Source organism: Roseateles sp. P2_H4 (genome assembly GCF_056403315.1).
In genome coordinates, this window is record NZ_JBFUFR010000008.1 from 57,258 (window position 1) to 79,002 (window position 21,745).

General features: G+C 68.8%; 18 protein-coding genes. 6 read left to right on the plus strand and 12 right to left on the minus strand.

The window, feature by feature from the left end; translation table 11 throughout:
- Positions 1–3: 3 nt before the first annotated feature.
- Genes AC1DW3_RS08215 through AC1DW3_RS08240 form a run of 6 tightly spaced genes read left to right on the plus strand, consistent with a single transcriptional unit; the run spans position 4 to position 7,559 of the window.
- Positions 4–1,191, plus strand: a complete 1,188-nt coding sequence (locus tag AC1DW3_RS08215; RefSeq protein WP_477930356.1) for a glycoside hydrolase family 43 protein — start codon at positions 4–6, stop codon at positions 1,189–1,191.
- Positions 1,158–1,805, plus strand: a complete 648-nt coding sequence (locus AC1DW3_RS08220) for an alpha/beta hydrolase (RefSeq protein ID WP_477930358.1) — start codon at positions 1,158–1,160, stop codon at positions 1,803–1,805. The genes AC1DW3_RS08215 and AC1DW3_RS08220 overlap by 34 nt, the downstream gene beginning before the upstream one ends.
- Positions 1,806–1,837: 32 nt before the next feature.
- On the plus strand, positions 1,838–2,692 hold the full coding sequence (locus tag AC1DW3_RS08225; protein ID WP_477930360.1) for a hypothetical protein: 855 nt from the start codon (positions 1,838–1,840) through the stop codon (positions 2,690–2,692).
- The gene (locus tag AC1DW3_RS08230) at positions 2,689–4,128 is read left to right on the plus strand and encodes a pectinesterase family protein (RefSeq protein ID WP_477930362.1); all 1,440 of its coding nucleotides are present in this window, start codon (positions 2,689–2,691) and stop codon (positions 4,126–4,128) included. The genes AC1DW3_RS08225 and AC1DW3_RS08230 overlap by 4 nt, the downstream gene beginning before the upstream one ends.
- 4 nt (positions 4,129–4,132) lie before the next feature.
- A complete protein-coding gene (locus AC1DW3_RS08235; RefSeq protein WP_477930364.1) occupies positions 4,133–5,728 on the plus strand; it encodes a DUF5060 domain-containing protein in 1,596 nt (531 codons plus the stop codon).
- A gap of 13 nt (positions 5,729–5,741) precedes the next feature.
- Positions 5,742–7,559 (plus strand): pectate lyase family protein, encoded by a 1,818-nt coding sequence (locus AC1DW3_RS08240; protein ID WP_477930366.1) that lies wholly within the window; start codon positions 5,742–5,744, stop codon positions 7,557–7,559.
- A 34-nt stretch (positions 7,560–7,593) separates the two neighbouring features.
- Here the strand turns inward: AC1DW3_RS08240 and AC1DW3_RS08245 are convergent, their stop codons facing one another.
- The 12 genes from AC1DW3_RS08245 to AC1DW3_RS08300 form a co-directional block, all read right to left on the minus strand.
- Complete coding sequence (locus AC1DW3_RS08245; RefSeq protein ID WP_477930367.1) at positions 7,594–8,004, minus strand: GFA family protein; 411 nt, start codon at positions 8,002–8,004, stop codon at positions 7,594–7,596.
- 94 nt (positions 8,005–8,098) lie between these two features.
- Positions 8,099–8,761 carry a DUF2306 domain-containing protein gene (locus AC1DW3_RS08250; RefSeq protein ID WP_477930369.1) on the minus strand — a complete coding sequence of 221 codons (663 nt, stop codon included), beginning with the start codon at positions 8,759–8,761 and terminating at the stop codon, positions 8,099–8,101.
- 35 nt (positions 8,762–8,796) lie between these two features.
- Positions 8,797–9,453 (minus strand): sensor histidine kinase, encoded by a 657-nt coding sequence (locus tag AC1DW3_RS08255; RefSeq protein WP_477930371.1) that lies wholly within the window; start codon positions 9,451–9,453, stop codon positions 8,797–8,799.
- Positions 9,454–9,469: 16 nt separating this feature from the next.
- Positions 9,470–10,099: a hypothetical protein gene (locus tag AC1DW3_RS08260; protein WP_477930373.1), complete on the minus strand. Its 630-nt coding sequence runs from the start codon at positions 10,097–10,099 to the stop codon at positions 9,470–9,472.
- A gap of 247 nt (positions 10,100–10,346) precedes the next feature.
- A complete protein-coding gene (locus AC1DW3_RS08265; RefSeq protein WP_477930375.1) occupies positions 10,347–10,493 on the minus strand; it encodes a hypothetical protein in 147 nt (48 codons plus the stop codon).
- Positions 10,494–10,631: 138 nt separating this feature from the next.
- Positions 10,632–11,165: a hypothetical protein gene (locus AC1DW3_RS08270; protein WP_477930376.1), complete on the minus strand. Its 534-nt coding sequence runs from the start codon at positions 11,163–11,165 to the stop codon at positions 10,632–10,634.
- Entirely contained in the window at positions 11,166–12,116 is a 951-nt protein-coding gene (locus AC1DW3_RS08275) for a hypothetical protein (protein WP_477930378.1), read from the minus strand.
- A 133-nt stretch (positions 12,117–12,249) separates the two neighbouring features.
- On the minus strand, positions 12,250–13,245 hold the full coding sequence (locus AC1DW3_RS08280; RefSeq protein WP_477930380.1) for a family 43 glycosylhydrolase: 996 nt from the start codon (positions 13,243–13,245) through the stop codon (positions 12,250–12,252).
- Positions 13,242–15,662, minus strand: a complete 2,421-nt coding sequence (locus AC1DW3_RS08285; protein WP_477930382.1) for a glycosyl hydrolase 115 family protein — start codon at positions 15,660–15,662, stop codon at positions 13,242–13,244. Before AC1DW3_RS08285 ends, AC1DW3_RS08280 begins: the two co-directional genes overlap by 4 nt.
- Positions 15,662–16,651 carry a hypothetical protein gene (locus AC1DW3_RS08290; RefSeq protein WP_477930384.1) on the minus strand — a complete coding sequence of 330 codons (990 nt, stop codon included), beginning with the start codon at positions 16,649–16,651 and terminating at the stop codon, positions 15,662–15,664. Before AC1DW3_RS08290 ends, AC1DW3_RS08285 begins: the two co-directional genes overlap by 1 nt.
- Positions 16,648–18,483: a rhamnogalacturonan lyase gene (locus AC1DW3_RS08295; protein ID WP_477930386.1), complete on the minus strand. Its 1,836-nt coding sequence runs from the start codon at positions 18,481–18,483 to the stop codon at positions 16,648–16,650. The genes AC1DW3_RS08290 and AC1DW3_RS08295 overlap by 4 nt, the downstream gene beginning before the upstream one ends.
- A gap of 103 nt (positions 18,484–18,586) precedes the next feature.
- Positions 18,587–21,730 (minus strand): TonB-dependent receptor, encoded by a 3,144-nt coding sequence (locus tag AC1DW3_RS08300; RefSeq protein ID WP_477930388.1) that lies wholly within the window; start codon positions 21,728–21,730, stop codon positions 18,587–18,589.
- Positions 21,731–21,745: the final 15 nt, after the last annotated feature.

The following is a 21,745-nucleotide window of genomic DNA, read 5'->3' on the forward strand; positions in this document are numbered from 1 at the left end:
GCCATGCCCAATTCACCTGCTCTCACCCGCCGCCAGCTGCTGGCCGCCACGCTGCTGGCGCCGGCCCTGACCGCCTCGGCCCAGCCGGTCTCGTGGCCCAAYCCGCTCGTCCCCCAGCGCGCCGACCCGCAGATCCTGCGCCACGGCGATTGGGTCTACCTGATGGCCACCGTGCCCGAGTACGACCGGCTGGAGCTGCGCCGCGCGCGCAGCATCGCCGGCCTGGCCACGGCCGAGCCCAAGGTCGTCTGGCGCCGGCATGAGCAGGGCCCCATGAGCCGCAACATCTGGGCGCCCGAGCTGCACGTCATCGACGGCCGCTGGTTCATCTACTTCAGCGCCGGCGAGGCCAAGGAGCCCTGGAAGATCCGGCTCTGGGTGCTGGAGAACGCGTCGCCGGATCCACTGCAGGGCGACTGGACCGAGCGCGGCCAGATCAAGACGCAGTGGGAAACCTTCACGCTGGACGCCACCGTCTTCGAACACCGCGGCAAGCGCTATCTGGCCTGGGCCCAGACCGAGCCGGCCACCAAAAATCACAGCACCAACATCTATCTGCAGCGCATGGCCAGCCCGACGACGCTAGAAGGCCCACAGCTGCTGCTGAGCCGCCCCGAGTTCGCCTGGGAGCAGGTGCGCCACATCGTCAACGAAGCGCCCGCCGTGCTCATCCATGGCGGCCGCGTCTTCATGACGTATTCGGCGGCCGGCACGGGTGCCGAGTACTGCCTGGGCCTGCTGTGGGCCGACGAGAGCGCCGACCTGCTGGACCCAAAGAGCTGGCGCAAATCACCCGGCCCGGTGTTCGTCAGCAACCCTGAAAACAGCCAGTACGGCCCCGGCCACAACAGCTTCGTCGTGGAGCCCGACGGCAGCGTGCTCAACGTCTTCCACGCGCGCAACTACCGCGACATCGTCGGCGACCCGCTGAAGGACAGTGGCCGCGCGACACGCGTGCAGCCACTGCGCTTCACGGCCGATGGCATGCCCGACTTCGGCCAGCCGCTGCGCGAGACCACCAGGCCATCACCGTCATCGCCCTCTCGGCCGGCGTGCCCAATGTGTTCGATGGCGAGTCCCCCGACCGGGTCTGCCGCCGGCCGACGCGCGCCGAGTTGCATGCCTACCCCTCGTCCTTGCCGGCCCGGGGCCGAGCCTTGGTCTACGCGGGGGGCGGCTATCTGCAGCTGATGCACGACAAGGAAGGCGTCGAGATCGCGCGCTGGCTGAACACGCTGGGAATGGACGCCTATGTCCTCGTGCACCGCCTGCCCGGCCAGGACGGCCAGCCCTTCGACATCGCGCTGCAGGACGGCCTGCGCGCCATGGAGCTGCTGGCCACGCTGCCGCCTTTGCCGCTGCTGCACGTGGGCCTGTCCTCCGGTGGCCATCTGGCCGGCGTGATGGCCTGCCAGGGCGGGTCCGCGGGCGCCGTCATCGCCTACGCGCCCCTCAACGCCAACCACCGCGACCACAAGGCCCCGGCGGGCAAGCCCGACTTTCCACCGCCCGAGAAGCAGGCCTTCTACGACGCCTGGCCCATCGGCATCGCCACCGAGCCGCACGGCCTGCCGCGCTGCCCGGTGTTCCTGGCCTATGCGCTGCACGACGCCATCGTGCCTGTCGACCACGCCCTCAATCTCATCAAGGCCGCGCAGGTCCACGGGCTGGATGTCGAGGCCCATGTCTTCCCGCAGGCCGAGCATGGCTTTGCGCTGCGCGGCCTCGCCGGCACACAGGACCAATGGCCGGCGCTCGCGGCCCGCTGGATGGCGGCCAAATTGGACAGCCCCAACTTCGCCTAACCTTGCCGGCTTGTCAGAGCCACGAGTCAAGCATGCTGGAAGCGATCAATAGCTGGGGTGACTACCGATCCAAGGTGAGGGAGTTCGACGCCGTGCTCGAGCACGGCAAGGCGGTTTCCGGGGCGCTGACCGGGCTGCCGGCGTCCGCCCCGCACGTCAGCTATGGCGCGCAGATCTACGTCAAGCTGCTGTCCCACAGCATCGCCTTGCGCCGGCTGGCGCCCGACCCCGGCCAGCCGATGCCGCGCGAACTGTGGGACCAGCCCTCCATGTGCGCGCTGGCACGCTGCGTCATCGAGGCCCATGACGCCTTCGAATACATCGCCGGGCACGCCGTCACGGACTCGGAGCGCGGCTTTCGCATCCGGCTCTGGGAGCTGCACGACGCCACGCGCCGCCTGAAGATCCTGGGCGGCACCGCCTCGACGGACCCCGCCATCACCGGCATCCTTGCCGACGCCGCGCGGCTTCAGCTGGCGCTGGAGGCGCACGAGTACATGGCCTCGCTGCCGGCCGTGCCGCAGGCGGAGCTGCGCCTGCGGCTGCGGCGCAGCGACCCGCCGGACTTCCACCTGACCCGGCGCCAACGCTGCGCCCTGAGCGGCGTGGACGCCGACTGGCACAAGGCGGTCTCGATGCAGCTCTCGCAGCATGTGCTGACCTTGCCCTACTCCGTCCACCAGCTGTTCCAGTTCCAGGCGGGAACGCCCGCGGCGCTGCGCCTGACGGCCATGCCGCTGCTCTTCGCCCTGCCCTTCCTCGCGCGCGCCATCCACGCCATGGACCTGCTCCTGCCCGGGCGCGCCCCCAAACCGCCGAGCCGGACGGCACGCACCATGGCCCTGTGGCGCGGCGTTGCCGAGCCCGGCACGAAAGACCCTGGATGACCCATCTGCTGAAGTCGCTGCTGCTGTGCGCGGCCTGGCTGCCACTGGCGGCCCTGGCCGAGGGCAGCGCCCTCATGCTGTCGCCCGCTCACCAGGCCAGCGGCATCAGCCCCGACACCCAGCTCGCCATCCGTTTCGCCAGCCCGCCCACGCCGGGCACTGCAGGCCTGATCCGCATCCATGACGCCGACGACGGGCGGCTGGTCGACACGCTGGATCTGTCTGTTGCGGCCTCACCCAACCGCCGCATGACGCCGCCCGAGGCGGCCGCCGACGCGCTCCAGCAGACCTACCAGTCCACCCGCATCGCCGGCCGCGACTGGCACTTCCGCCCGGTCATCGTGCGCGGCAAGGTGGCGACGATCTACCCTCACCACGGCGTGCTGGGCTATGGCCGCCACTACCGCGTGACGGTGGATGCGGGCGTGCTGCAGGCAGCAGCCATCACCTGGGCCTTCAGCACCCGGGCCGCTCCACCCGCGGCCGACAGCACCCGCCTCGTCGTCGCGGCCGACGGCAGCGGCGACTTCGCCACCGTGCAGGGCGCCATCGACTTCGTGCCCGACAAGCCGGCCAAGCGGATCACCCTCTTCATCCGCAATGGCTTCTACGAGGAGATCGTGTCGCTGGCCGCCAAGTCCAATCTCATCCTGCGCGGCGAGGACCGCGACAAGGTGCAGGTCGGCTATGCCAACAGCAGCGCCTTCAACCCCGGCGCGCGCGGCCGCTGGGCCTTCTCCATCGTCGATGGCACGGACATCCAGCTCTCCGGCTTCACGATCAACAACTACGCCGTCGGCCAGGCCGAGGCGCTGATGACGCGCGGCGAGCGCATCGTGCTGAGCGACATGACGCTGAACGGCTCCGGCGATGCGCTGACGACCTACGGCACGCTCTATGTGGCCGACAGCAAGCTCAGCGGCCATGGCGACACCATCCTGGGCTATGCGGCGGCCTATTTCCTGCGCACCGAGCTGCAGTCCATCGGCCCCTTCAGCTGGACGCGCACACCCGCCGGCCAGCACGGCAATGTGTTCGTGGACTGCCGCTTCATCGCCAGCGAAGCCCCGCTGCCCTGGGCTCCGCAGGGTGACAAGGCCGAGCGCCCGCCCGCTGTTTTCGCCCGGCTGCCGCGCAACCGCTCCGTCACGGCCGCAGCCGCCAACTACCCGCATGCCGAGATGGTGCTGATCGACACCCGCACCCAGGGCATCGCGCCCGAAGGCTGGGGTCCGGTGGAAGAGGCGCCGGACTTCGACAGCTCGCAGGTGCGCTTCTGGGAGTTCAACACCATGGACCTGCACGGCCGCCCCATCGACCTCTCCAGGCGCCACCCGGTCTCGCGCCGGCTGACGATGGAGAAGGACGCCGCCTTGATAGCCGACTACCGCCGGCCGGAGTTCGTGCTGGGTGGCTGGAAGCCGGTGGTGGAGTGAGGCGATGAGACTGCTGCGCGCCCTCGCACTCCTGCTGCTGGCCCTGTGCGGCGCAACGGCGCAGGCCGTTGAGCAGTGGGGCCTCTTCGAGATCGAACTCGCGGGCCCCAGCGATGGCAACCCCTTCGTCGACGTGCAGCTCACTGCCCGCTTCAGCGACGGCGTGCAGACGATAGAGGTCGACGGCTTCTACGACGGCGACGGCGTCTACCGCCTGCGCTTCATGCCGCCGCATGCCGGCCGCTGGACCTGGGTCAGCCAGAGCAACCGCTGGCCGCTGACCCACCAGCAGGGCGAGTTCACCGCCACACCGCCCAAGGCGGGCAACCACGGCCCCGTCGGTGTGCGCCATGGCTACCACTTCGACCACGCCGACGGCACGCCCTACAAGCCCGTCGGCACGACGATGTACAGCTGGGCTCACCGCGGCGCGGCGCTGGAAGAGCAGACGCTGAAGACGCTGGCCGTCGCGCCCTTCAACAAGGTGCGCATGCTGGTGTTCCCGCAGACGGCGGGAACAGACAAGCACCCCCCGGAACTGTGGCCCTACGCTGGCACGCCGCCTCGCAACTGGGACTTCAGCCGCTTCAACCCCGCTTTCTTCCGCCACCTGGAACAGCGCGTTGGCCAGCTGCGGGACCTCGGCATCGAGGCCGACCTGATCCTGCACCACCCCTATGACGACAAGCGCGCCTGGGGCTTTGACGACCTCCCGCGCGAGGTGGACGACCGCTACGCCCGCTACCTCGTCGCGCGCCTGGCGGCCTATCGAAACGTCTGGTGGTCGCTGGCCAACGAGTTCGACTTCATCCGCACCAAGACCGACGACGACTGGGAGCACCTCGGCCAGCTGCTGCAGCACGTCGATCCCTACGGCCATCTGCGCTCCATCCACAACGGCAAGCGCATCTACGACCAGGCGCGGCCGTGGATCACCCACGTCAGCATGCAGCACGGCATGGCGGCCGCAGAGGCCAGCCGCGCCGTGCTGTTCCGCGAGGCCTGGCGCAAGCCGGTCGTCTTCGACGAGCTGAAGTACGAGGGCCGGCACGACCGCCGCTGGGCGCAACTGAGCGGGCCGCAGATGGTGCACGCCTTCTGGTCGGCGACCATCGCGGGCAGCTACGGCGGCCACAGCGAGTTCATCCCCGACGCCGACGGCCTGATCTGGCTGGCCCAGGGCGTGCAGCTGCGCGGCGAGAGCCCGCCGCGGCTGGCCTTCCTGAGGCGCATCCTCGACGCCGCGCCCGCCGAAGGCATCGACCCCATCGACGCCTTCGACGACCTCTTCATCGCCGGCCAGCCCGGCCGCTACTACCTCGTCTACTTCGGCCAGCAGGCGCCCACCGCATGGCTGCCCAGGCTCTACCTGACCGGCCTGCGTGACGGCCAGCGCTTCAAGGCCGAGATCATCGACACCTGGGCCATGACGATCACGCCAGTGCCCACGCCGCTGCAGTTCACGCCGCAGGGTCGCTACGACTTCGTGGAGCGCAGCGGCCAGGCCCTCCCACTGCCTGGCAAGCCCGGCATCGCGCTGCGCCTGACCGCGCTGGACACGCCGGCCGGCCCGGGCGCGCGGCCCGCTCACGACGACTGACCCCGCCCGCGACATGAAGACAAACACCGCTCTCGCCACCCTCCTGCTGCTCGCCGCCTGTGCGACGACCCAATCGGCAGCGGCACCGCCTGCATTCCCGGGCGCCGAGGGCGAAGGCGCCGTCTCCCTCGGCGGGCGCGGCGGGCGGGCCCTCTACGTGACGACGCTGGCCGACGCTGGCCCCGGCTCGCTGCGCGCCGCCGTCGAGGCCAAGGGGCCACGCACCGTCGTGTTCGCGGTGTCCGGCACCATCGCCCTGGCCAGGCCGCTGCACGTCACCGAAGGCCGCCTCACCATCGCCGGCCAGACGGCACCTGGCGACGGCATCACGCTGCGCAATCACGCGCTGCTGATCGATGCCGACGACGTCGTCGTGCGCTTCATCCGCTCCCGCATGGGCGACGAGTCCGGCGCGGACGACGACGCCATCAGCGTCGGCTCGGGCCAGCGCATCATGCTGGACCATGTCTCGGCCAGTTGGTCCACCGACGAGTCACTGTCGGTTTCGGTGGCCCGCGCCGACCTGGGCCGCCCGGCCTACCAGCATGTCACCGTGCAATGGAGCTTGATTGCCGAATCACTGAACTGCAATGCGCCCAAGAAAGGCGCCTGCCATGGCTTCGGCAGCCTGCTGCGTGGCGCGCACGGCACGCGGCTGTCCATGCACCACAACCTCTGGGCCCACCACCAGGACCGCATGCCCCGCCCCGGCAACTACCTCGGCCCGCAGGCCGACCCGGTGGGTGGCTTCTACGATCTGCGCGCCAACGTCTTCTACAACTGGGGCACCGAGCGCGCCGGCTACAACCTGGATCGCGGCGGCGAACGCGCCAGTTACAACTTCGTCGACAACGTCTACCTGACCGGGCCCAGCTCCACGGGCAAGTTCGCCTTCGAGGAAAGCAACCCCGGGTCACGCGCCTGGTTCGCCGGCAACAGCATGGACGGCGAGTTGCCCGCCGACCCGTGGACGCTGGTGCGGGCCCATGCGCAGAACCTGCCCGGCGGCCTGCCAGCCGGCTACAAGCTGGCGGCGCCCCTGCCCTTCGCAGCGGTCACCGCGGACGCGCCCGCGAAGACGCTGGAGCGCGTGCTGGCCAGCGCCGGCGCGTCACTGGTGCGAGACGCGGTGGATGAGCGCTTCATCACCGACGTGCGCCAGCGCCGTGGCAAGCTCATCAACAGCCAGACCGAAGTGGGCGGCTGGCCCGAGCTGAAGAGTGGCCCTGCACCTCTGGACAGCGATGGCGATGGCATGCCGGATGCGTGGGAGACGGCGCAGGGCCTGAACCCCGGCGATGCGTCGGACGCAGCGCGCGTGGACCCGTCCTCGGGCTACACGCAGCTGGAGCGCTATCTGAACGGACTGGTGGCCCACCTGGTCGGCGCTGGAACCGCCGCCGTCCCCTGCCCGGATCTGGCCTTCGTGAAGCAGCAGCCTTTTCGCAAGGCCAAGCAGGCCCTCGACACGTCGTCCATCACCACGGCCCATGACGCCCGCGTGATCGGCGACGCCATCACGCCGATCATGAGGCTGCTCGTGGCCCTGAGCTACGCCGATCTGCCGCAGAGCGTCGACAAGGAAGTGCTGACCGGCAATGGTCGCGCCGCACTGCGCCAGCCGCCGCTGCGCAACGACAAGAATCGTTTCTCCGTCACCAGCGTGAGCGGCTGGAAAGTCTGTGGCGACGACATGCTGTCGTTTTCGGCAACCTATCGCGACCTGCTCCGCAAGAACCCCTGGACGACGAACTTCCTGTTCACGAAGGTGGACGGGGTTTGGCGCTTCCACGATCACGCGGAAATCGGTGCTGGGCAGGTGTGCCGGTAGACAGCCCTTCAGTCGATCGCCAAGGTCAAGCGGTTCAGCTGCCCTCGCCCGGCGGCGCGTACTGCTCGATGACCTGCTGCTCGGTCAACATCGACGTCTGGTTGGCGAAGTCGTAATAGGCAGGCTTCTTGTCGACATAGATCTGGCTGGCCAGCTCGAAGTCGTTGCTCTCGAAAGCACCGGCCGGCACAAAGTACTCGCCGGTGGCCAGCAGCTTGTAGAAGAGATGGGTGCCGCAATGCTTGCAGAAGGCGCGCTCGGCCCACTGCGAAGACGCATAGACGCCGATGTGCTCCTGGCCTACGAAGCGAACGTCGGGCCCGCAATGCACGGCCAGCAACGGGCCGCCGCCCCAGCGCCGACAGAAGCCGCAATGGCAGGCGCCGATCTCTCGGGTGTCGGGCGACGTGAAGCGGACGGCGCCGCAAAGGCAGTGACCTTGCATGGAGGGTCTCCAGGAGAGCCAGGACAGGTGCGTGGATTCTTGCGCCGCCGCTGCGCAGCCGGTGCCGGGATCTGTCAGCAACGGCGCCGCAGGCTCAGCGCCCGCCGAGCTGCGGGTCCGGCCAGACCGGCGCCGGCTGCGGCGCCCGAGGGGTGCTGCGCCACAGCCACCATTCCAGCCACAGCGCCTGCGGCARCCAGGAGCTCCAGGCCAGTGCCGTGTAGAAGGCCTCCACTGGCACGCCAAAGGCCGAGCCCATGAGGATTTGCAGGCGCAGCGTGATGCCGCCGGCCGTCAGCACGAAGCTGCGCAGCATCCAGCGCCGGTGCGCCGCCACGCGGCGAGCGCGGATGTGGACGAGAGCGATGGCCGTGCTCGCCAGCCACAGCAGGCCCAGCAGCGCAAAGCCCACCTGAGCCAGCAGACCGCCGTTGGCCTGCAGGGCCAGCGGCAACGCCGTCAGGCCGCCGACCAGCAGGCAGCTCGCATAGCCCCAGCCGATGGCGCGGTGCAGGCGCGGGCGCTGCTCGCGCAGCCGCACGACGAACTGCCAGGGGCCCAGCATCAAGGCCAGGCCGGCGCTCACGGCGTGCAGCACCAGCAGCTCGCGCTGCGTGGCCAGGTTGGTCAGCGGCGGCGCCCAGGGCTGGCCCGGCAAGGCGTAGCGCAGCGCCATGAAGCCGGTCACGGCGGCGGTCACCAGCAACAGCGCAAGGCCGAACCGGCGGGCGAATGGGGAGGGGTGTGCGGTGTTCATGCCGCTCAATCTAGGCGGCAAGAATGAGTTGAGCCTTAACCTGGATCCGGCAGATGCACTCTCGCCACCAAGCCGGACTGCCCGTCCTCCCGCCCACGCAGCTCGATGCGCAAGCCATGCTTGAGACCCGCCTGCCGCGCGATGGCCAGGCCCAGCCCGCTGCCGCCCGCAGGCGCGTCGGGCATGCGGAAGAAGCGGTCGAAGACGCGCTCGCGCATGGCCTCCGGCAGGACCGGGCCGCTGTCCTGCACATCCACCCAGCGCGCCCCGCCCTCGCCCGCCGCCAGCCTCAGCTCGACCTCGCTGCCCGGCGGCGCATGGCGCAGCGCGTTGTCGATGAGGTTGTCGAACAGGCTGCGCAGGTCGCCCTCGACGGCGCTCAGCAGCAGCGGTCCTTCAACCTGGTCGACAAACGCGACCTCGACGCCGCGCCGGTCGGCCAGGGCCATGGCCTGACCGATGCTGGCGCGCAGCAGGGTGCGCAGATCCAGCAGCACGCCGGCGCCGGTCGTGCGGGCCGCCTCCTGGCGCGACAGACTCAGCATCTGCTCGACCAGGTGCTGGGCCCGGTCCATGCCCTGCTGCAGCTGCACGAACTCGGCCTGGGCGCCGGCCATGTGGGGGCGCAGGTTTTCCAGCTGCAGGTTGAGGGCCGTCAGCGGCGTGCGCAGCTCGTGGGCGGCGTCCTGCACAAAGCGAGCGGTCAGGTCAGCGCTCAGGCGCGCAGCGGCCCTGGATGTCGGCTGCCAGCCGCGCAACCTCGGCCGGGTCTGCCCCGGGCGGCGGTTTGAAGCTGGCCAGCAAGCTCTCCAACGCAGCCTTGTGGGCGGAGTCGACGTCGGGCCGGCGCCGCGTCTCCTCGGTCCCCTTGCTGATCTCGGCGCGCTGCTGCTCACGCAGCGCGCCGATCTCGTTGGGTGTCAGCAGCCGCGGGTGCTGTGCAGCCAGCGTGCTGAGCCAGTACAGCGACACGCGGTCGCAGGCCCAGGCGTCGCGGCGCAACGCGGCCACGACCGTGGGCTCTGAGGCCATGTCGAAACCCTTGCCCAGCGCCGACACCAGCGCGGCCGCCGCACCTTGATCGCCTTCGGCGAGGCTGCGGCGCAGCAGCGGCACCAGTTGCGCGCGTGACGCGGAATCCACGGCCTGGCAGGACGCCAGGTCCTGCTGCATGCCGGCCAGCAGCGCGCGGCCGTCAGCCTCGGACTTGCGGTGCCATCCGGCGTCAACCTGCGCACGGAGTCTCTCGACGCCTTCACAGGTCTTGATGTGCCGCGCCGCCTCGCCGGCCTTGCCGCGCTCGTCGCTGCTGACGGCGATCTGGATTTCGCGCTGCATGCGCGAGACATCCGGCGGCGGGCGGGGAATGGCGACCGCCGATGCCGGTGCCGCCGGCTGCGAAGCTGGCTCGGCGGTCGGCCCTGCCGTGGCGGGGGGCGGTACCGGTTCGATCGATTGGGCCTGCGCCACAGGCTCCGCCGGCTCGGCTGGTGCCGCGCCATCGCCGCGCCACCAGGCGAAGGCCGATACGGCCAGCACGGCTACAACGACAACCGGGACCACATGGCGGCTCAGCTTCATCCAACTACCCCGCCTTGCGCCGAATGATGGTGACGATGACATGCCGGTTGTTGCGCACGAAAGTCGACGTGGAGTTGCCGCTGAACTGGCCATGCCACAGCAGCTTGCCGAAGCTGCTCCGTGCCTTGGCCGAAGGTGGAGAAGTCGGCAACGCAGATGGTCTCGGCGTGCGCAGCGGTGGCCAGCAGGCAGAGGGCAAAGGCCGTGAAAAGTGATGACTTCATGCGGACGACTTTGTCATTCCGGTGAGAGGACCAAGTATTGCCTGGGCGGGGAAGATCACCCACGCTCAGGCGGACAGCACCGGCGCGAGCCGCTCGGCAAGCTGTGTGCGCTTGTCTTGCGATGAGGCATTCCCCAGCGAACGCTCGGCCGCGGCCCTGGCGTCTGCAGCGCGGCCGGCGGCGAACAGCGCCTCGGCCTGCGTCAGGTTCAGCAGCCAGTCGTCGGGCAGTGCAGCCAGCGACGGCGCCAGCACGTCCAGCGCGCGCTCGGGCTCTCCGTGCCGCACCAATCGGTCCGCCAGGAAGTGGCGGGCGATCTTCACGCCGGGCGCGGCATCGCTCGGCCCGCCCTGCGCCTGTTCGGCGGCCAGCGCCAGTTCGGACTGGGCGACGGCTTCGGCCAGCTGGCCCTGCGTATCCAGCACGCCGGCGAGTTGGGCATGCAGGTCCGCCACCGCCGGCAGGCCGCCGTCACGAACCAGCGTGATGGCTGCGGTGAAGCCCTCTGCGGCCTCGGCCAGCCGCCCGGCACCCCAGTGCGCAAAGGCCTGGCGGGCCAGCGCGTTGATCTGCGCGTACGGATTCCGGGCCTGGCTCACCTAGCTGCCCACGCCACGAGGTCCGCCACCGGGAAGGGCGGCCCGGGCGGCCTCGCAACGACTCTGGATCTCGGCCGAGATGCGCGCCACTTCCGCAGCGTTGGCCTCGGGCGGCGGCTTGAAGGTGGCCAGCATGCCTTCGATGGCAGCCTGACGCTTCGGGTCACCGTCAGCCTTGCTCAGCATTGCCTCCAAACCCTTGCTGAGCTGGATTCGTTCCTGATCGCGCAAGGCCCCGATCTCGTTGGGAGTCAACAGTTGCGGATCCCGGCGGACCAGACTGCTCAGCACACGTTGTGAGCTGCTGTCGCAGTCCCAGGCGTCACGACGCAGCGCGGGAATGACGGCGGGCTCATCCGCCAGATTGAAGTTCTTTCCCAAGGCCTGCACCAGGCCTGCAGCAGCACCCTTGTCGCCCTCGTCAAGGCTGCGGCGAAGCAGCGGCACCAACTGCGCGCGAGACGCTGCGTCCACGGCCTGGCAGGAGGCGACCAACTCCTGGTGGCTGGCTCTCATGACGCTGTGCGCGGTTTCCGGCAAGCGGCGCAGCAAGTTCTCCATCGACTGGCGCGCCCGCTCTGGGTCGCGCTCCAACGCCAGGCACCTCTGGATGTGCCGCGCTGCTTCTCCCGCCTTGCCACGCTGATCGCTGCTGATGGCGAGCTGGATGTCGGGCTGCATGCGCGAGACGTTTACAGGCGGGCGGCGCAAGACGGCCGATGCAGGGATCGCCATTGTCGGCACCGAGGCGGCGGCAGGGGCGGCGGCGACGGAGCGCCCCTCATCCAACGGGACGGCTGGCGCCGGCACCACGGGCGGCGAAGGCGCCGGCACCGAGGCTTGCTGCGGCACGGCGTCGCTGCCGCCACGCCAGTGGGTCACGGCAAAAGCCAATGCGCCGACACAGGCGACGCCCGCCAGCCAGGCCAAACGCTGGGCACCAGGTTTCATCGGGACAGGTCCTTTGTGCTCATGAAGGAAGCGGGTGATGGCCCCGCAACGGGAAGGGGCGGCTGCGACAGGTCTGGACATCCCAGCCTGGGCTGCAGCGGCCAGCAGGGCAAGACGGCGCTTGCACTGCGAACTACTTTGTCACGCCTGCAGCAGTGCCAGGTGTTGCCCGCTGGGGAAAATCACCCACGCCTTCCTTCGTCCGCTCCACCTTGCGGATCGTGCCGTCGCCGTTGAAGTGCAGGTACTCCGCCGTCACATGCCGCTGCTTCTTCGCGCAGGCCGCGCCCGGCGTGTCCAGCCAGCGGTGATAGAACAGCACCCACTGCCCCTTGTACTCAACGATGGAGTGGTGGTTGTTGGCGTTGTTCTCCTGCTCCATGATGACGCCGTGGTACTTCCACGGCCCGGTGGGCGAGGTGGACGTGTAGTAGGTCAGGATGCGGTTGTGCTCGGGCATCGTGAAGTAGTAGAGGCCCTTCCTCTTGAACACCCACGGCCCCTCCATCGGCGGCTCGTAGCCGCCCATGTCCATCTTCTTCAGCTCGCCCTTGAGGCTGCGCATGTCGTCGGCCATCTCGGCCACGAGGTAGTTGACGCCCGACGTGCGGCTGTAGAGGTAGGCGCGGCCGTCGTCGTCGACGAACAGCACCGGATCGTTGGCGTAAGGCTTGCGCCACAGCGGCGCGYCGATCACGTCCTTGAAGGGGCCGGCGGGCGAGTCGCTCTCGGCGATGCCGATACCCATCCACTTGGTGCTGTTCTTGGGGTTCTGCCGGTCCTTGATGGCGGTGCCGGCGGGGAAGACGAGGTAGTACTTGCCGTTCTTGTAGGCCGCGTCGGGCGCCCAGGCGTAGTCGGTGGCCCAGGTCAGGTCCTTCACTGACAGCACGGCGCCGTGGTTCGTCCAGTTGACGAGATCGGTGGACGAGAAGGCGACCCAGTCCTTCATGTGGAAATCGGCCTGGCACTCCTCGTCGTGCGAGGTGTAGAGCCACATCTTGCCGTCGGGCCAGACGTGGCCGGACGGGTCGGCGGTGCGCAGGTCCTTGCCAAGGTTCAGCGGGTTCTGGGCCTGCGCCAGCGGCGTGGCGAGCAGGGCGGCGAGCGCGAGGGATGCGAGCTTCATGGATTGCCTTTGCAGGCGCCGGGCAGCAGCTCGGCGCCATCGAACATCAGGTCAGCCTGGCGAGCCTTCAGGTACACAGAAGCGCCAGGGCGATCAGGCAGCGTGAGTGTCGCGGTCAGGCGGTTGGCCAGCACGCCTTGCGCCCAGGCGGTGTCCTGGGTGCCGCGCGGCCAGCGCAGCGGATGGGTCTGGCCGCCGACCAGCACATCGGCCTGCCAAGCCTCATGCGTGGCCTGCGGGTAGATGGGCAATACGTGGACACGCAGGCAGCTGGGGCCGGTGGGGGCTTCAGCTTGCAGGTCCAAGGTGGCGTCGGGTTGCAGCGACCTCAGCACGCCCTCGCCACGGCCGAGGCCAGGGATGCGGCGCCAGCCCTGCGACGCGGTCACCCGCAGCGATGGCAGTACTGGGGCCGCTGACACGGGTGCGAGGTCAGCGGCAGCCTTGGCGAGATCGCGCAGCGCATCGTCCGCATGACCACCCAGGCCGACCGCCGGCAGCAGCAGGGCCTGCTGGCGGTAGCTGGTCCACAAGCCATCCGCCGGCTCCTCGGCCAGCATGCCCGCCCAACGGCCGCTGTTGTAGCGCCCCGTCAGCGCCTTGAGGCGCTGGTCGGCGCGCACGGCCTGGGCCGCGAAGCGGCGGGCGCCGGCCGGGTCGCGCTCCATCGTGGCGGCGTAGCGCTCCAGCGCGAAGAAGCGCTCGTTGGCCAGGGCCGAGGCGCGCAGCGGGTATTCGACGAGCTGGAAGAAGCCGCCCTGCTGCGCGCTAGCGATGCGCGGGCGCACGGCGTCCAACTTCGTGAGCAACTGTGCAAAGCGGCCCAGGCGCTCGTTCACGGCGTCGGCCGACAGCCCGCTGCGCTTGACCTTCTCGCCCGGCAGGTGGAATTGCAGGTGCTCAGGGCGGCGCTCGAAGTTGACGCGGTAATAGCCGTCCCATATCTCCGCAATGTCAGCCACGCCGAACAGCCGAGTAGCCAGATCGCGGAGGTAGCCGCCCTGCCCTTGCGCCCGCACGGCGGCCGGGTTCCAGGCCAGGTCGAACCAGTGGCTGAGGTTGACCTCGTGCGGCTTGATGTCGCCGGCGTTGGCCATCCACAGCCGCTGTGCGCCGGCATCGAAGGCGCGACCCATCTCCTCCGCCACCAACGCCGGCGGTGTCGTGCTCAGCCAAAGATAGGACAGCGGCGCGCCGAGATAGGACAGGTGGTAGTAGACGCCCGAGCCACCCGAGCGTTGGGCTTGGGCCGCGTCGGGGAACTGGCGGATATAGCCGAAGTTGTCGTCGGGCCAGACCAGGGTCACATCGTCCGGCAGCGCCAGGCCGGGAGGTGTTCCCATGAGCGGCAGCACTTCCTTGTAGGGCACGAAGACCTGCGGCAGCGTGGCGGGGTCGCCGACATGACGGGCCAGCAACTCGCGCTGATCGGCCAGCAGGCGGTTCAGCAGCGCCTGTTTCTCGGCCACCGTGCCGCCACCCTGCATGCCGGAGTCGTGGATGCCGCGCATGCCCAGCGTGTAGAGGTTGTCGAAGCGGCCATTCGTCTTCAGCCGCTCGGCCCAGTAGTCGCGCACCTGTTCAGGATGTGTCGCGTAGTTGTACTGCTCGTGCGGCGCGCTCCACTCGGCGACGTTGTTGCGCAGCAGGGGTTCGGCGTGGGACGAACCCATGACGATGCCGTAGCGCTGCGCGAGCCTGGCGTTGCGTGGGTCGGCGTTGAAGGCGCCCGAAACCTGGTGCATGGCCGGCCACAGCGTGTTGGCCTTCAGGCGCAGCAGCAGGCGGAAGACCTGCTCGTAGGTGCGCGGGCCGAGGGTGCCGGCCTCGGGCTCGAAAGTGCGCGCGGCCCAGGGGAAGAGCCCCCAGTCCTCGTCATTGATGAAGAGGCCGCGGTACTTCACGGCGGGACCGTCGTGCAGCGGCGCATCGAGGCTGAGGTGCAGTGGCCCGCGCTTGAGCGGCGCGACGTCGGCCCACCAATGCCAGGGCGACACACCCAGGGCCTGGCTCAGCGTGTAGACGCCATAGGCCGTGCCACGGCGGTCGGCGCCGGCGATGACGAGGGCCGCCTTCACGCCCGGCGCGGGGTTGCGCAGCAGCGCGATCTGGAAGCATTCCCAGCAGCCCTTGAGCTTGCTGAGGTCGAGACCGGCGGCGTCGATGGCGGCGTGGCGGCCCACGGTGCCGACCCAGATCTGCACTGAGCCCTTGCTGCCGACGCTCAGGCCCAGCCGCTTCAGGTCGTTGGCAAGGTCGCTGGCGACGAAGGCTTCGAGCGGGTCGGCATCCGGCGCTGCGACGATGACAGCGCCGTCCAGCGGCACGCTGCCCAGCGTGGCCTTGACGTCGACAGCGAGCCCGGCATGCGCTGCGCTGGCCAGCGCACACAGCAAGGCCAGCAGCAGCGCGCGCATCAACGGGCTCCGAAAGCCGCGCGCAGGTCCGGCGGTGGCGCGTTGCGGTCCACCGTCAGCCAGCCATCCTGCAGCTTCATCTCCGCCACCTGGATGACGGTGCGCTGGTGCCAGCGGTCGTCCGTCTTCGCTTCGGGCTCGCCGCTCTGGTGCGTGAAGTAGAAGAGGTAGGCCCGGCCGTCCACGACGGTCACGCCGGGGTGCTGGCCCTTGGCGCGGTCGGTCGGGTGAAGGCCGACGTCGGACAGCAGCCGCGCGGGCTGCTCTTCCCAGTTCTGGGCGCCGTCGGAGCGCATGACCAGCAGGCCCTTCCACAGGTCCGCCACCAGCCACCACTTGCCGGCAAAGTGGAAGACGGTGGGGCCTTCGCCAGCCAGCTGGCTGACCGGGCCGCGCACGGTCCAGGTCTTCAGGTCGGGACTGTCGGCCACCTTGAGCCTGCTGCCGCCCTGCTCGTCCTTGAACCACATCCGCCAGCCCCCTTGCGGCGCGCGGATGACGGACGCGTCGATGACCTTGGGCGAGCCGAGGTCCACGCGGCCGGCGCAGGTCCAGCTGCGCAGGTCGGTACTCGTCAGATGCTCGATGCGGCGCTCGCCGGTCCAGCTCCTGTGCACGCCGGGCACGATGGTCAGCCACAGGTGATACACGCCGTCGAAGTCCTGGATCTCGGGCGCCCAAAGCGTGACACCGGTGCATTCGGTCGGGAACTTGGCCTCGCCCGCGGCGCGCCAGTGGTTGCCGTCGTCCGTCGTCGCAATCGCTATGGGCGTGGCGTGCACCCAGCTCACATCCTTGGGGTCGTCCAGCCGCAGCGTCGCGCGGCGGTTGGTATAGAACATCTCCCAGCGCTTGAGGCCGCGGTTGAAGACCAGGGACACGTCGGCAGCACCGTCCAGTACGGGGTCGCGATAGAGCGGGCGCGGTGCCGGTTCAACGCTTGCACAGCCGGTCAGCAGCGCAAACAGAAGCAGGCCGATGAGCTTCATGGCGTCGTGATCGGCAGGTAGCGCGGCGCCCTCATGCCGTGGCCCAGATGGAAGCTCGTGTGCGGAGGTTGGTTGTAGCCGGCGTTCTGCGCGGCCACTTGCACGCGGTACTGCGGGTCGTGCATGAGCGTGACGAGGCGGTGCTCCGTGGGCAGCGGTGTCGAGAAGACCAGCAGCGCGGTGCTGTCCTCGTTGCGCCAGACCACTTCCTCGCGCCAGTCGCCGAACAGGTCGGCCGACAGCACGGGGTTGCCCTTGGTGCCGTTGTTGGATGCGGCGCCGTATTTCTTGCCGTTCAGCAGGTTCTCGAACTTGAAGGTGGCGGGGTTCCACTTGTCGATGGCAACGTGGTCCAGCGACTCGCGCAGCAGGTCGCCGTCCCACCAAAGGGCGAAGTTGTAGCGGTTGGGGTGCTGCTCGCTGATGAGCTTGCCGCCCGCGCTCATCAGGCCACCGACGCTGCCCCAGCATTCGGCGCCGGGGTAGGCGGGGTCGATGTCGAAGCAGACGCCGCGGCCGACATCGGTGTTCTTGCCCGACATGCTCCACAAGACCTTGCCGGTGGCGGCGTCGTGCATCTCCAGGCCATGCTCGCCGTAGCAGCGCGGGCTCTCGTGCACCATGAAGATCTGTTGTTGACCTTCGCGCGCGGGGTCGAAGGCACTGACGTGCAGTGCATCGCCATGGCAGAGGCCCGTGCTGTAGAGCAGCTTGCCGGAACTCGCGATGGTGGCGGCGCCGTAGATGATGTCCTGCCGGCCGTCGCCGTCCACGTCGGCGACCGAGAACCAGTGGGCGCCCTGTCCTGCCGCGGGTTTGGCTGAAGCATCGCTGTCACTGTCGAACACCCAACGCTGGCTCAGCTTGCCGTCGCGCCAATCCCAGGCGGCCAGCACCGCGCGGGTGTAGTAGCCGCGCGAGAACACGGCGCTCGGGCGCTGGCCATCCAGGTAGGCCACGCCGGCCAGGAAGCGGTCGACGCGGTTGCCATAGGCATCGCCCCAGGCCGTCACCTCGCCGCGCGCCGGTGTGTAAGCCACCGTGGCCATGGCCGCGCCGCTCAGGCCGTTGAAGACGGTCAGGAACTCCGGCCCGGCCAGCACATAGCCGGCCTCGTTGCGGTAGTCGGCCTTGGCGTCGCCGAGACCCAAGCCTTGTCCATCCACCGTGCCGTCGGCCATCTTCAGCATGAGCTCGGCCTTGCCGTCACCGTCGAAGTCGTAGGCGAGGAAGCTGGTGTAGTGGGCGCCGGCACGGATGTTCTGGCCGAGGTCGATGCGCCACAGCCGCGTGCCGTCCAGCTTGTAGGCGTCGATCAGCGTGTGGCCGGTATGGCCCTTGTGCGAGTTGTCGTGGGCATTGGTGGGCTGCCATTTCACGATCAGCTCGTATTGCCCGTCGCCGTCGAGGTCGGCCGCCGCGCCATCGTTGGCCTCGTAGGTGTAGGCCACGCCGTCGGGCGTCACGCCGCCTGCGGGCTTTTGCAGCGGCAGGCGCAGATAGGGCTGGCTCCACGGTGCAGCGGCATGCGAGGCCGTCTGCTCCTGGCCGTCGACGACGGCACGCACCGTGTAGAGGCTGTCTGCACGTCCTTGCGCATCGACCAGGTTGGTCAACAGCTGCGGCTCGCGGTTGACGCGCTTGCCATCGCGGTAGACGTTGAAGCGCACCCCGGCCGGCTCGGTGCCGAGCAGGCGCCAGCTGACGAAGACACCGTTCGCCGTGACAAGCGCGACGACACCGCGGTCCAGCTTCTCCATCTGCTTGGGTTGGGCCTGGGCCGCGCCGGTCAGCAGCAGGCAGCAGACGAGGAGATGGCGCAGAAGATTCATGGTGGCGATCAAAAAAACGGCCCCAGCTTCAGGCGGGGGCCGGCGCGCTCACGGCGCAACTACGGAGGCCATGCCGGCCCGGGAGTTCATGAAGAAGGAGTGATCAGAGCTTGTAGCCCAAGGTCACGTAGTAGCGGCGGCCCGACCAGGCGAGCTCGTTGGGCCGACCCAGGTCGCCCGCATAGGTCAGTTCGGCCTGGTTGGTCAGGTTCTTGGCTTCGACGGCCAGCGTGAAGTTCTTCGTGGCCTTCCACTGGATCTTGGCGTCCAGATAGCCGGTCTTGTCGGCGAAGTTCGGGTTGCCCGAGACGTCGTTGCCACCGGTGTAGTACTTGTCGCGGTAGGCGTAGGCCAGGCGGGCATTGAAGTTGCCGTCGTCGTACCACAGGCCCAGGTTGTAGGAGTTCTTCGACAGGCCCGGATACGGCAGCACCGAGTTGTCCAACGGGCTGATCAGCTCGTTGCCCTTGGCGTAGCTGAACGTCATGTGGGTGTAGTTGGCATCGACGCCGAGGTTGCCCAGCAAGCCGGGAAGGAAGGACAGCGCCGTGCGGCCGGCCAGCTCCAGGCCCTGTGTCTTGGCGCCCTCGCCGTTGATGGCCTGCGTCACGTCGAACAGGCGGCCGTCGCCGTAGAAGTTGACGCCGCGGTTCACGATGCCCTTGCGGACATAGGTGCCGATTTCGGTGCGGAAGGTGGCCAGGCTGAGCTGCGTGTCGCGGCTGGGGTAGTACTCCAGGCTCAGGTCGTACTTGGTGGCACGGTAGGGCTTCAGGTCGGGGTTGCCGGCCGTGCAGTCGTCGGTGCCGTCACCGCCGCGCGCCGGGTCGCCGCTGCCCGTCGTGCAGGTGACGTTGGGCGCCAGCAGGTCGATCGCCGGGCGCGCCATCACCTTGGCTGCACCACCGCGGACCAGCAGTTGGCCGTTGATCAGCTGCAGCGTGGCGTTCAGGCTGGGCAGCACGTCGTTGTAGCTGTTGCTGAGCGTCACCACCGAATTGCTGTTCACGAGCACCGAGCAGGTCGACACGGTGGCTGGGTTGCAGGTACGGTCCGTCTTCAGGCCCGTCGAGGTCAGGTCGGTGCGGGTGTAGCGCACGCCCACGTTGCCATCGAGCGGCAGGCCAAAGACCTCCGTGCCCCAGTCCAGCCGCACATAGCCGGCCTTGACCTTCTCGATGACGTCGAAGGCCGGAATCTGCGGATAGGTCTTGCCGTCGTTGCCGGGCGTCTGGTAGAGGTATTTGTGGGTGAAGTCGCTGGTATCGAAGATGCCGGAGGACGCCGTTGCCGAATAGCTCGGCGCCGTCCAGTTGGCCGGCAAGCCGCTGACGTCGCCATAGCCGCCCATGAAGGTGCCGGGCGACTTCGTGCGGATCGTGTTGACGATCTCCTGCATGCGGGTGCCGGTCACATACGACGTCTTGTAGCCGCTGTTGATGTAGGTCTGCGCATCGTTGGGGCGCTGCGCAGTGCCGGTGTAGAGCGGGTCGAAGATGAGGGTCTGGTTGATGTTGGCGGTGCGGACATTGATGTCCACTGCCTCGTCGGTGAGGTTCGGCAGGCCGTTGTTCTGCACGAGATAGCCGCCGCCGTTGAACTGGCGCGCGGTGGACTCGCGCATCTGGCCACCGAACCACAGGCTCTGCAAGAAGCTGTGGTCGATGCTGTACTGGAAGTCCAGCTTGCCCTGGCGCTCGGTGTTCTTGGTGGCCGACGGGCGGTACTGCAGCTGCGCCTGCACATAGGACGACGCGTTGTCGGGGCTGTAGGCCGCCGGGAAGGTGAACTGCGGCAAGTGGTTGCCGTCGAGCTTGACGACCAGGCCGGGCGCGTTTTGCGTCAGCACGATGTTGTTGCTCTCGCTCTTGTAGTCCGACTTGGAGTCACCCAGCAGGCCTTCGACGCGCCACTTGTCGTTCTTGAACTTGAAGCCAGCCGTCGTGTACTTGGACTTGATGTCCAGCGCGAAATCGCGCGCCGACGTGCTGAACGCGCCCTGGCCGCCCTGGCCGGCCACATTCAGGCAGTTGCCCACCGTGAACTGCGTGACGTGGTGGTTCTCCACCGTCATGCCGGCCGGCGTGGTGGCCGCGGGTGCTGCAACGCAGGTGCCCGCCGTGGCGACAGTGCCGTTGGCCGCATAGACCGGCGCATTGCCCGACGATGCCAGCCGCGTGATGGCTGAAAAGTCGGTGCCGTAGTTCATGTCGTTGAGCCGCTGGGCCTGCGTGTTGGCCTGGTAGCTCACGTAGGCGTCCAGCTCCTTGGTGAACTGGTACTGGGCCGTCACTTCGGCGGAGCTGCGCTCGTGGTCGCGCGTCCAGATGCCATAGCGCGAGATGCGCGGCGAGTAGTCGAACCACTGCGACTGGCAGGGGGTGCGATCAGCCGCGGCCAGCGAGGCACAGCCGGCGGCGGTTGTCACGGCGGCGGCGTTGGCGTTCAGGCTGGTGACGGTCTTCTCGGCCGAGAAGTCCCAGTCGCGCAGGAAGGCCCAGGACGTGTTGCGCGCAAAGTCGCCGCGCGTGTAGATCTTGTCGTAGACGAGGTTGGCCATCAGGCCCAGCTTGCCGTCCAGGAACTTGTCGGCCAGCAGCAGCGTGCCACGCGGCTGCACGCCGCCGCGCAGGCTGCCCTGCTCGGCCGCCAGCGTGCCGGCGATGGTGAGCTTGGTGAAGTCCAGCGGCTTGCGCGTCTTGATCTCCACGGTGCCGCCGATGCCGCCTTCGGTCAGGTCGGCCGTCGAGCCCTTGATGACGTCGATGGAGGCGATCAGCTCCGACGCCAGCTCGCGCAACTCGGCGCCGCGGCCGGCGCCGCCCGTGGTGCTCAGCACCGACATGCCATTGATCTGGATGCGGTTCAGGTCGGGCTCGACGCCGCGGATGGACACCTGCGAGCCCTCACCGAACTGGCGCGACAGCTGCACGCCGGTGATGCGCGACAGCGCCTCGCCGACGTTCTTGTCGGGGAACTGGTCGATGTCTTCCGCCACGATGCTGTCGCTGACGGTGGAGGCATTGCGCTTGCGGTCGATGGCGCTCTGGATGGAGCGGCGGATGCCGGTGACGACGACGGTCTCGAGCTGGTTGGCGTCCTTGGCAGCGGGCGCAGACGCGGCAGTGGCCGGTGCGGCGGGCTGCTGCGCCTGGGCCTGGGCCTGGCTGGCCAGTGCTGCCGAAATGGCCAGGGCCAGCGGCGTCCAACGCGAAACCGGCGAACCGCCATGAATCTTCTTCAGCATTTTGTCTTCTCCAGA

Coding starts and splice junctions, on each gene's coding strand:
- AC1DW3_RS08235 (WP_477930364.1), top strand. CDS start 4,133: ATGAGACTGCTGCGCGCCCTCGCACTCCTGCTGCTGGCCCTGTGCGGC.
- AC1DW3_RS08285 (WP_477930382.1), bottom strand. CDS start 15,662: ATGCGCGCGCTGCTGCTGGCCTTGCTGTGTGCGCTGGCCAGCGCAGCG.
- AC1DW3_RS08245 (WP_477930367.1), bottom strand. CDS start 8,004: ATGCAAGGTCACTGCCTTTGCGGCGCCGTCCGCTTCACGTCGCCCGAC.
- AC1DW3_RS08275 (WP_477930378.1), bottom strand. CDS start 12,116: ATGAAACCTGGTGCCCAGCGTTTGGCCTGGCTGGCGGGCGTCGCCTGT.
- AC1DW3_RS08260 (WP_477930373.1), bottom strand. CDS start 10,099: ATGCAGCGCGAAATCCAGATCGCCGTCAGCAGCGACGAGCGCGGCAAG.
- AC1DW3_RS08290 (WP_477930384.1), bottom strand. CDS start 16,651: ATGAAGCTCATCGGCCTGCTTCTGTTTGCGCTGCTGACCGGCTGTGCA.
- AC1DW3_RS08300 (WP_477930388.1), bottom strand. CDS start 21,730: ATGCTGAAGAAGATTCATGGCGGTTCGCCGGTTTCGCGTTGGACGCCG.
- AC1DW3_RS08295 (WP_477930386.1), bottom strand. CDS start 18,483: ATGAATCTTCTGCGCCATCTCCTCGTCTGCTGCCTGCTGCTGACCGGC.
- AC1DW3_RS08225 (WP_477930360.1), top strand. CDS start 1,838: ATGCTGGAAGCGATCAATAGCTGGGGTGACTACCGATCCAAGGTGAGG.
- AC1DW3_RS08240 (WP_477930366.1), top strand. CDS start 5,742: ATGAAGACAAACACCGCTCTCGCCACCCTCCTGCTGCTCGCCGCCTGT.
- AC1DW3_RS08230 (WP_477930362.1), top strand. CDS start 2,689: ATGACCCATCTGCTGAAGTCGCTGCTGCTGTGCGCGGCCTGGCTGCCA.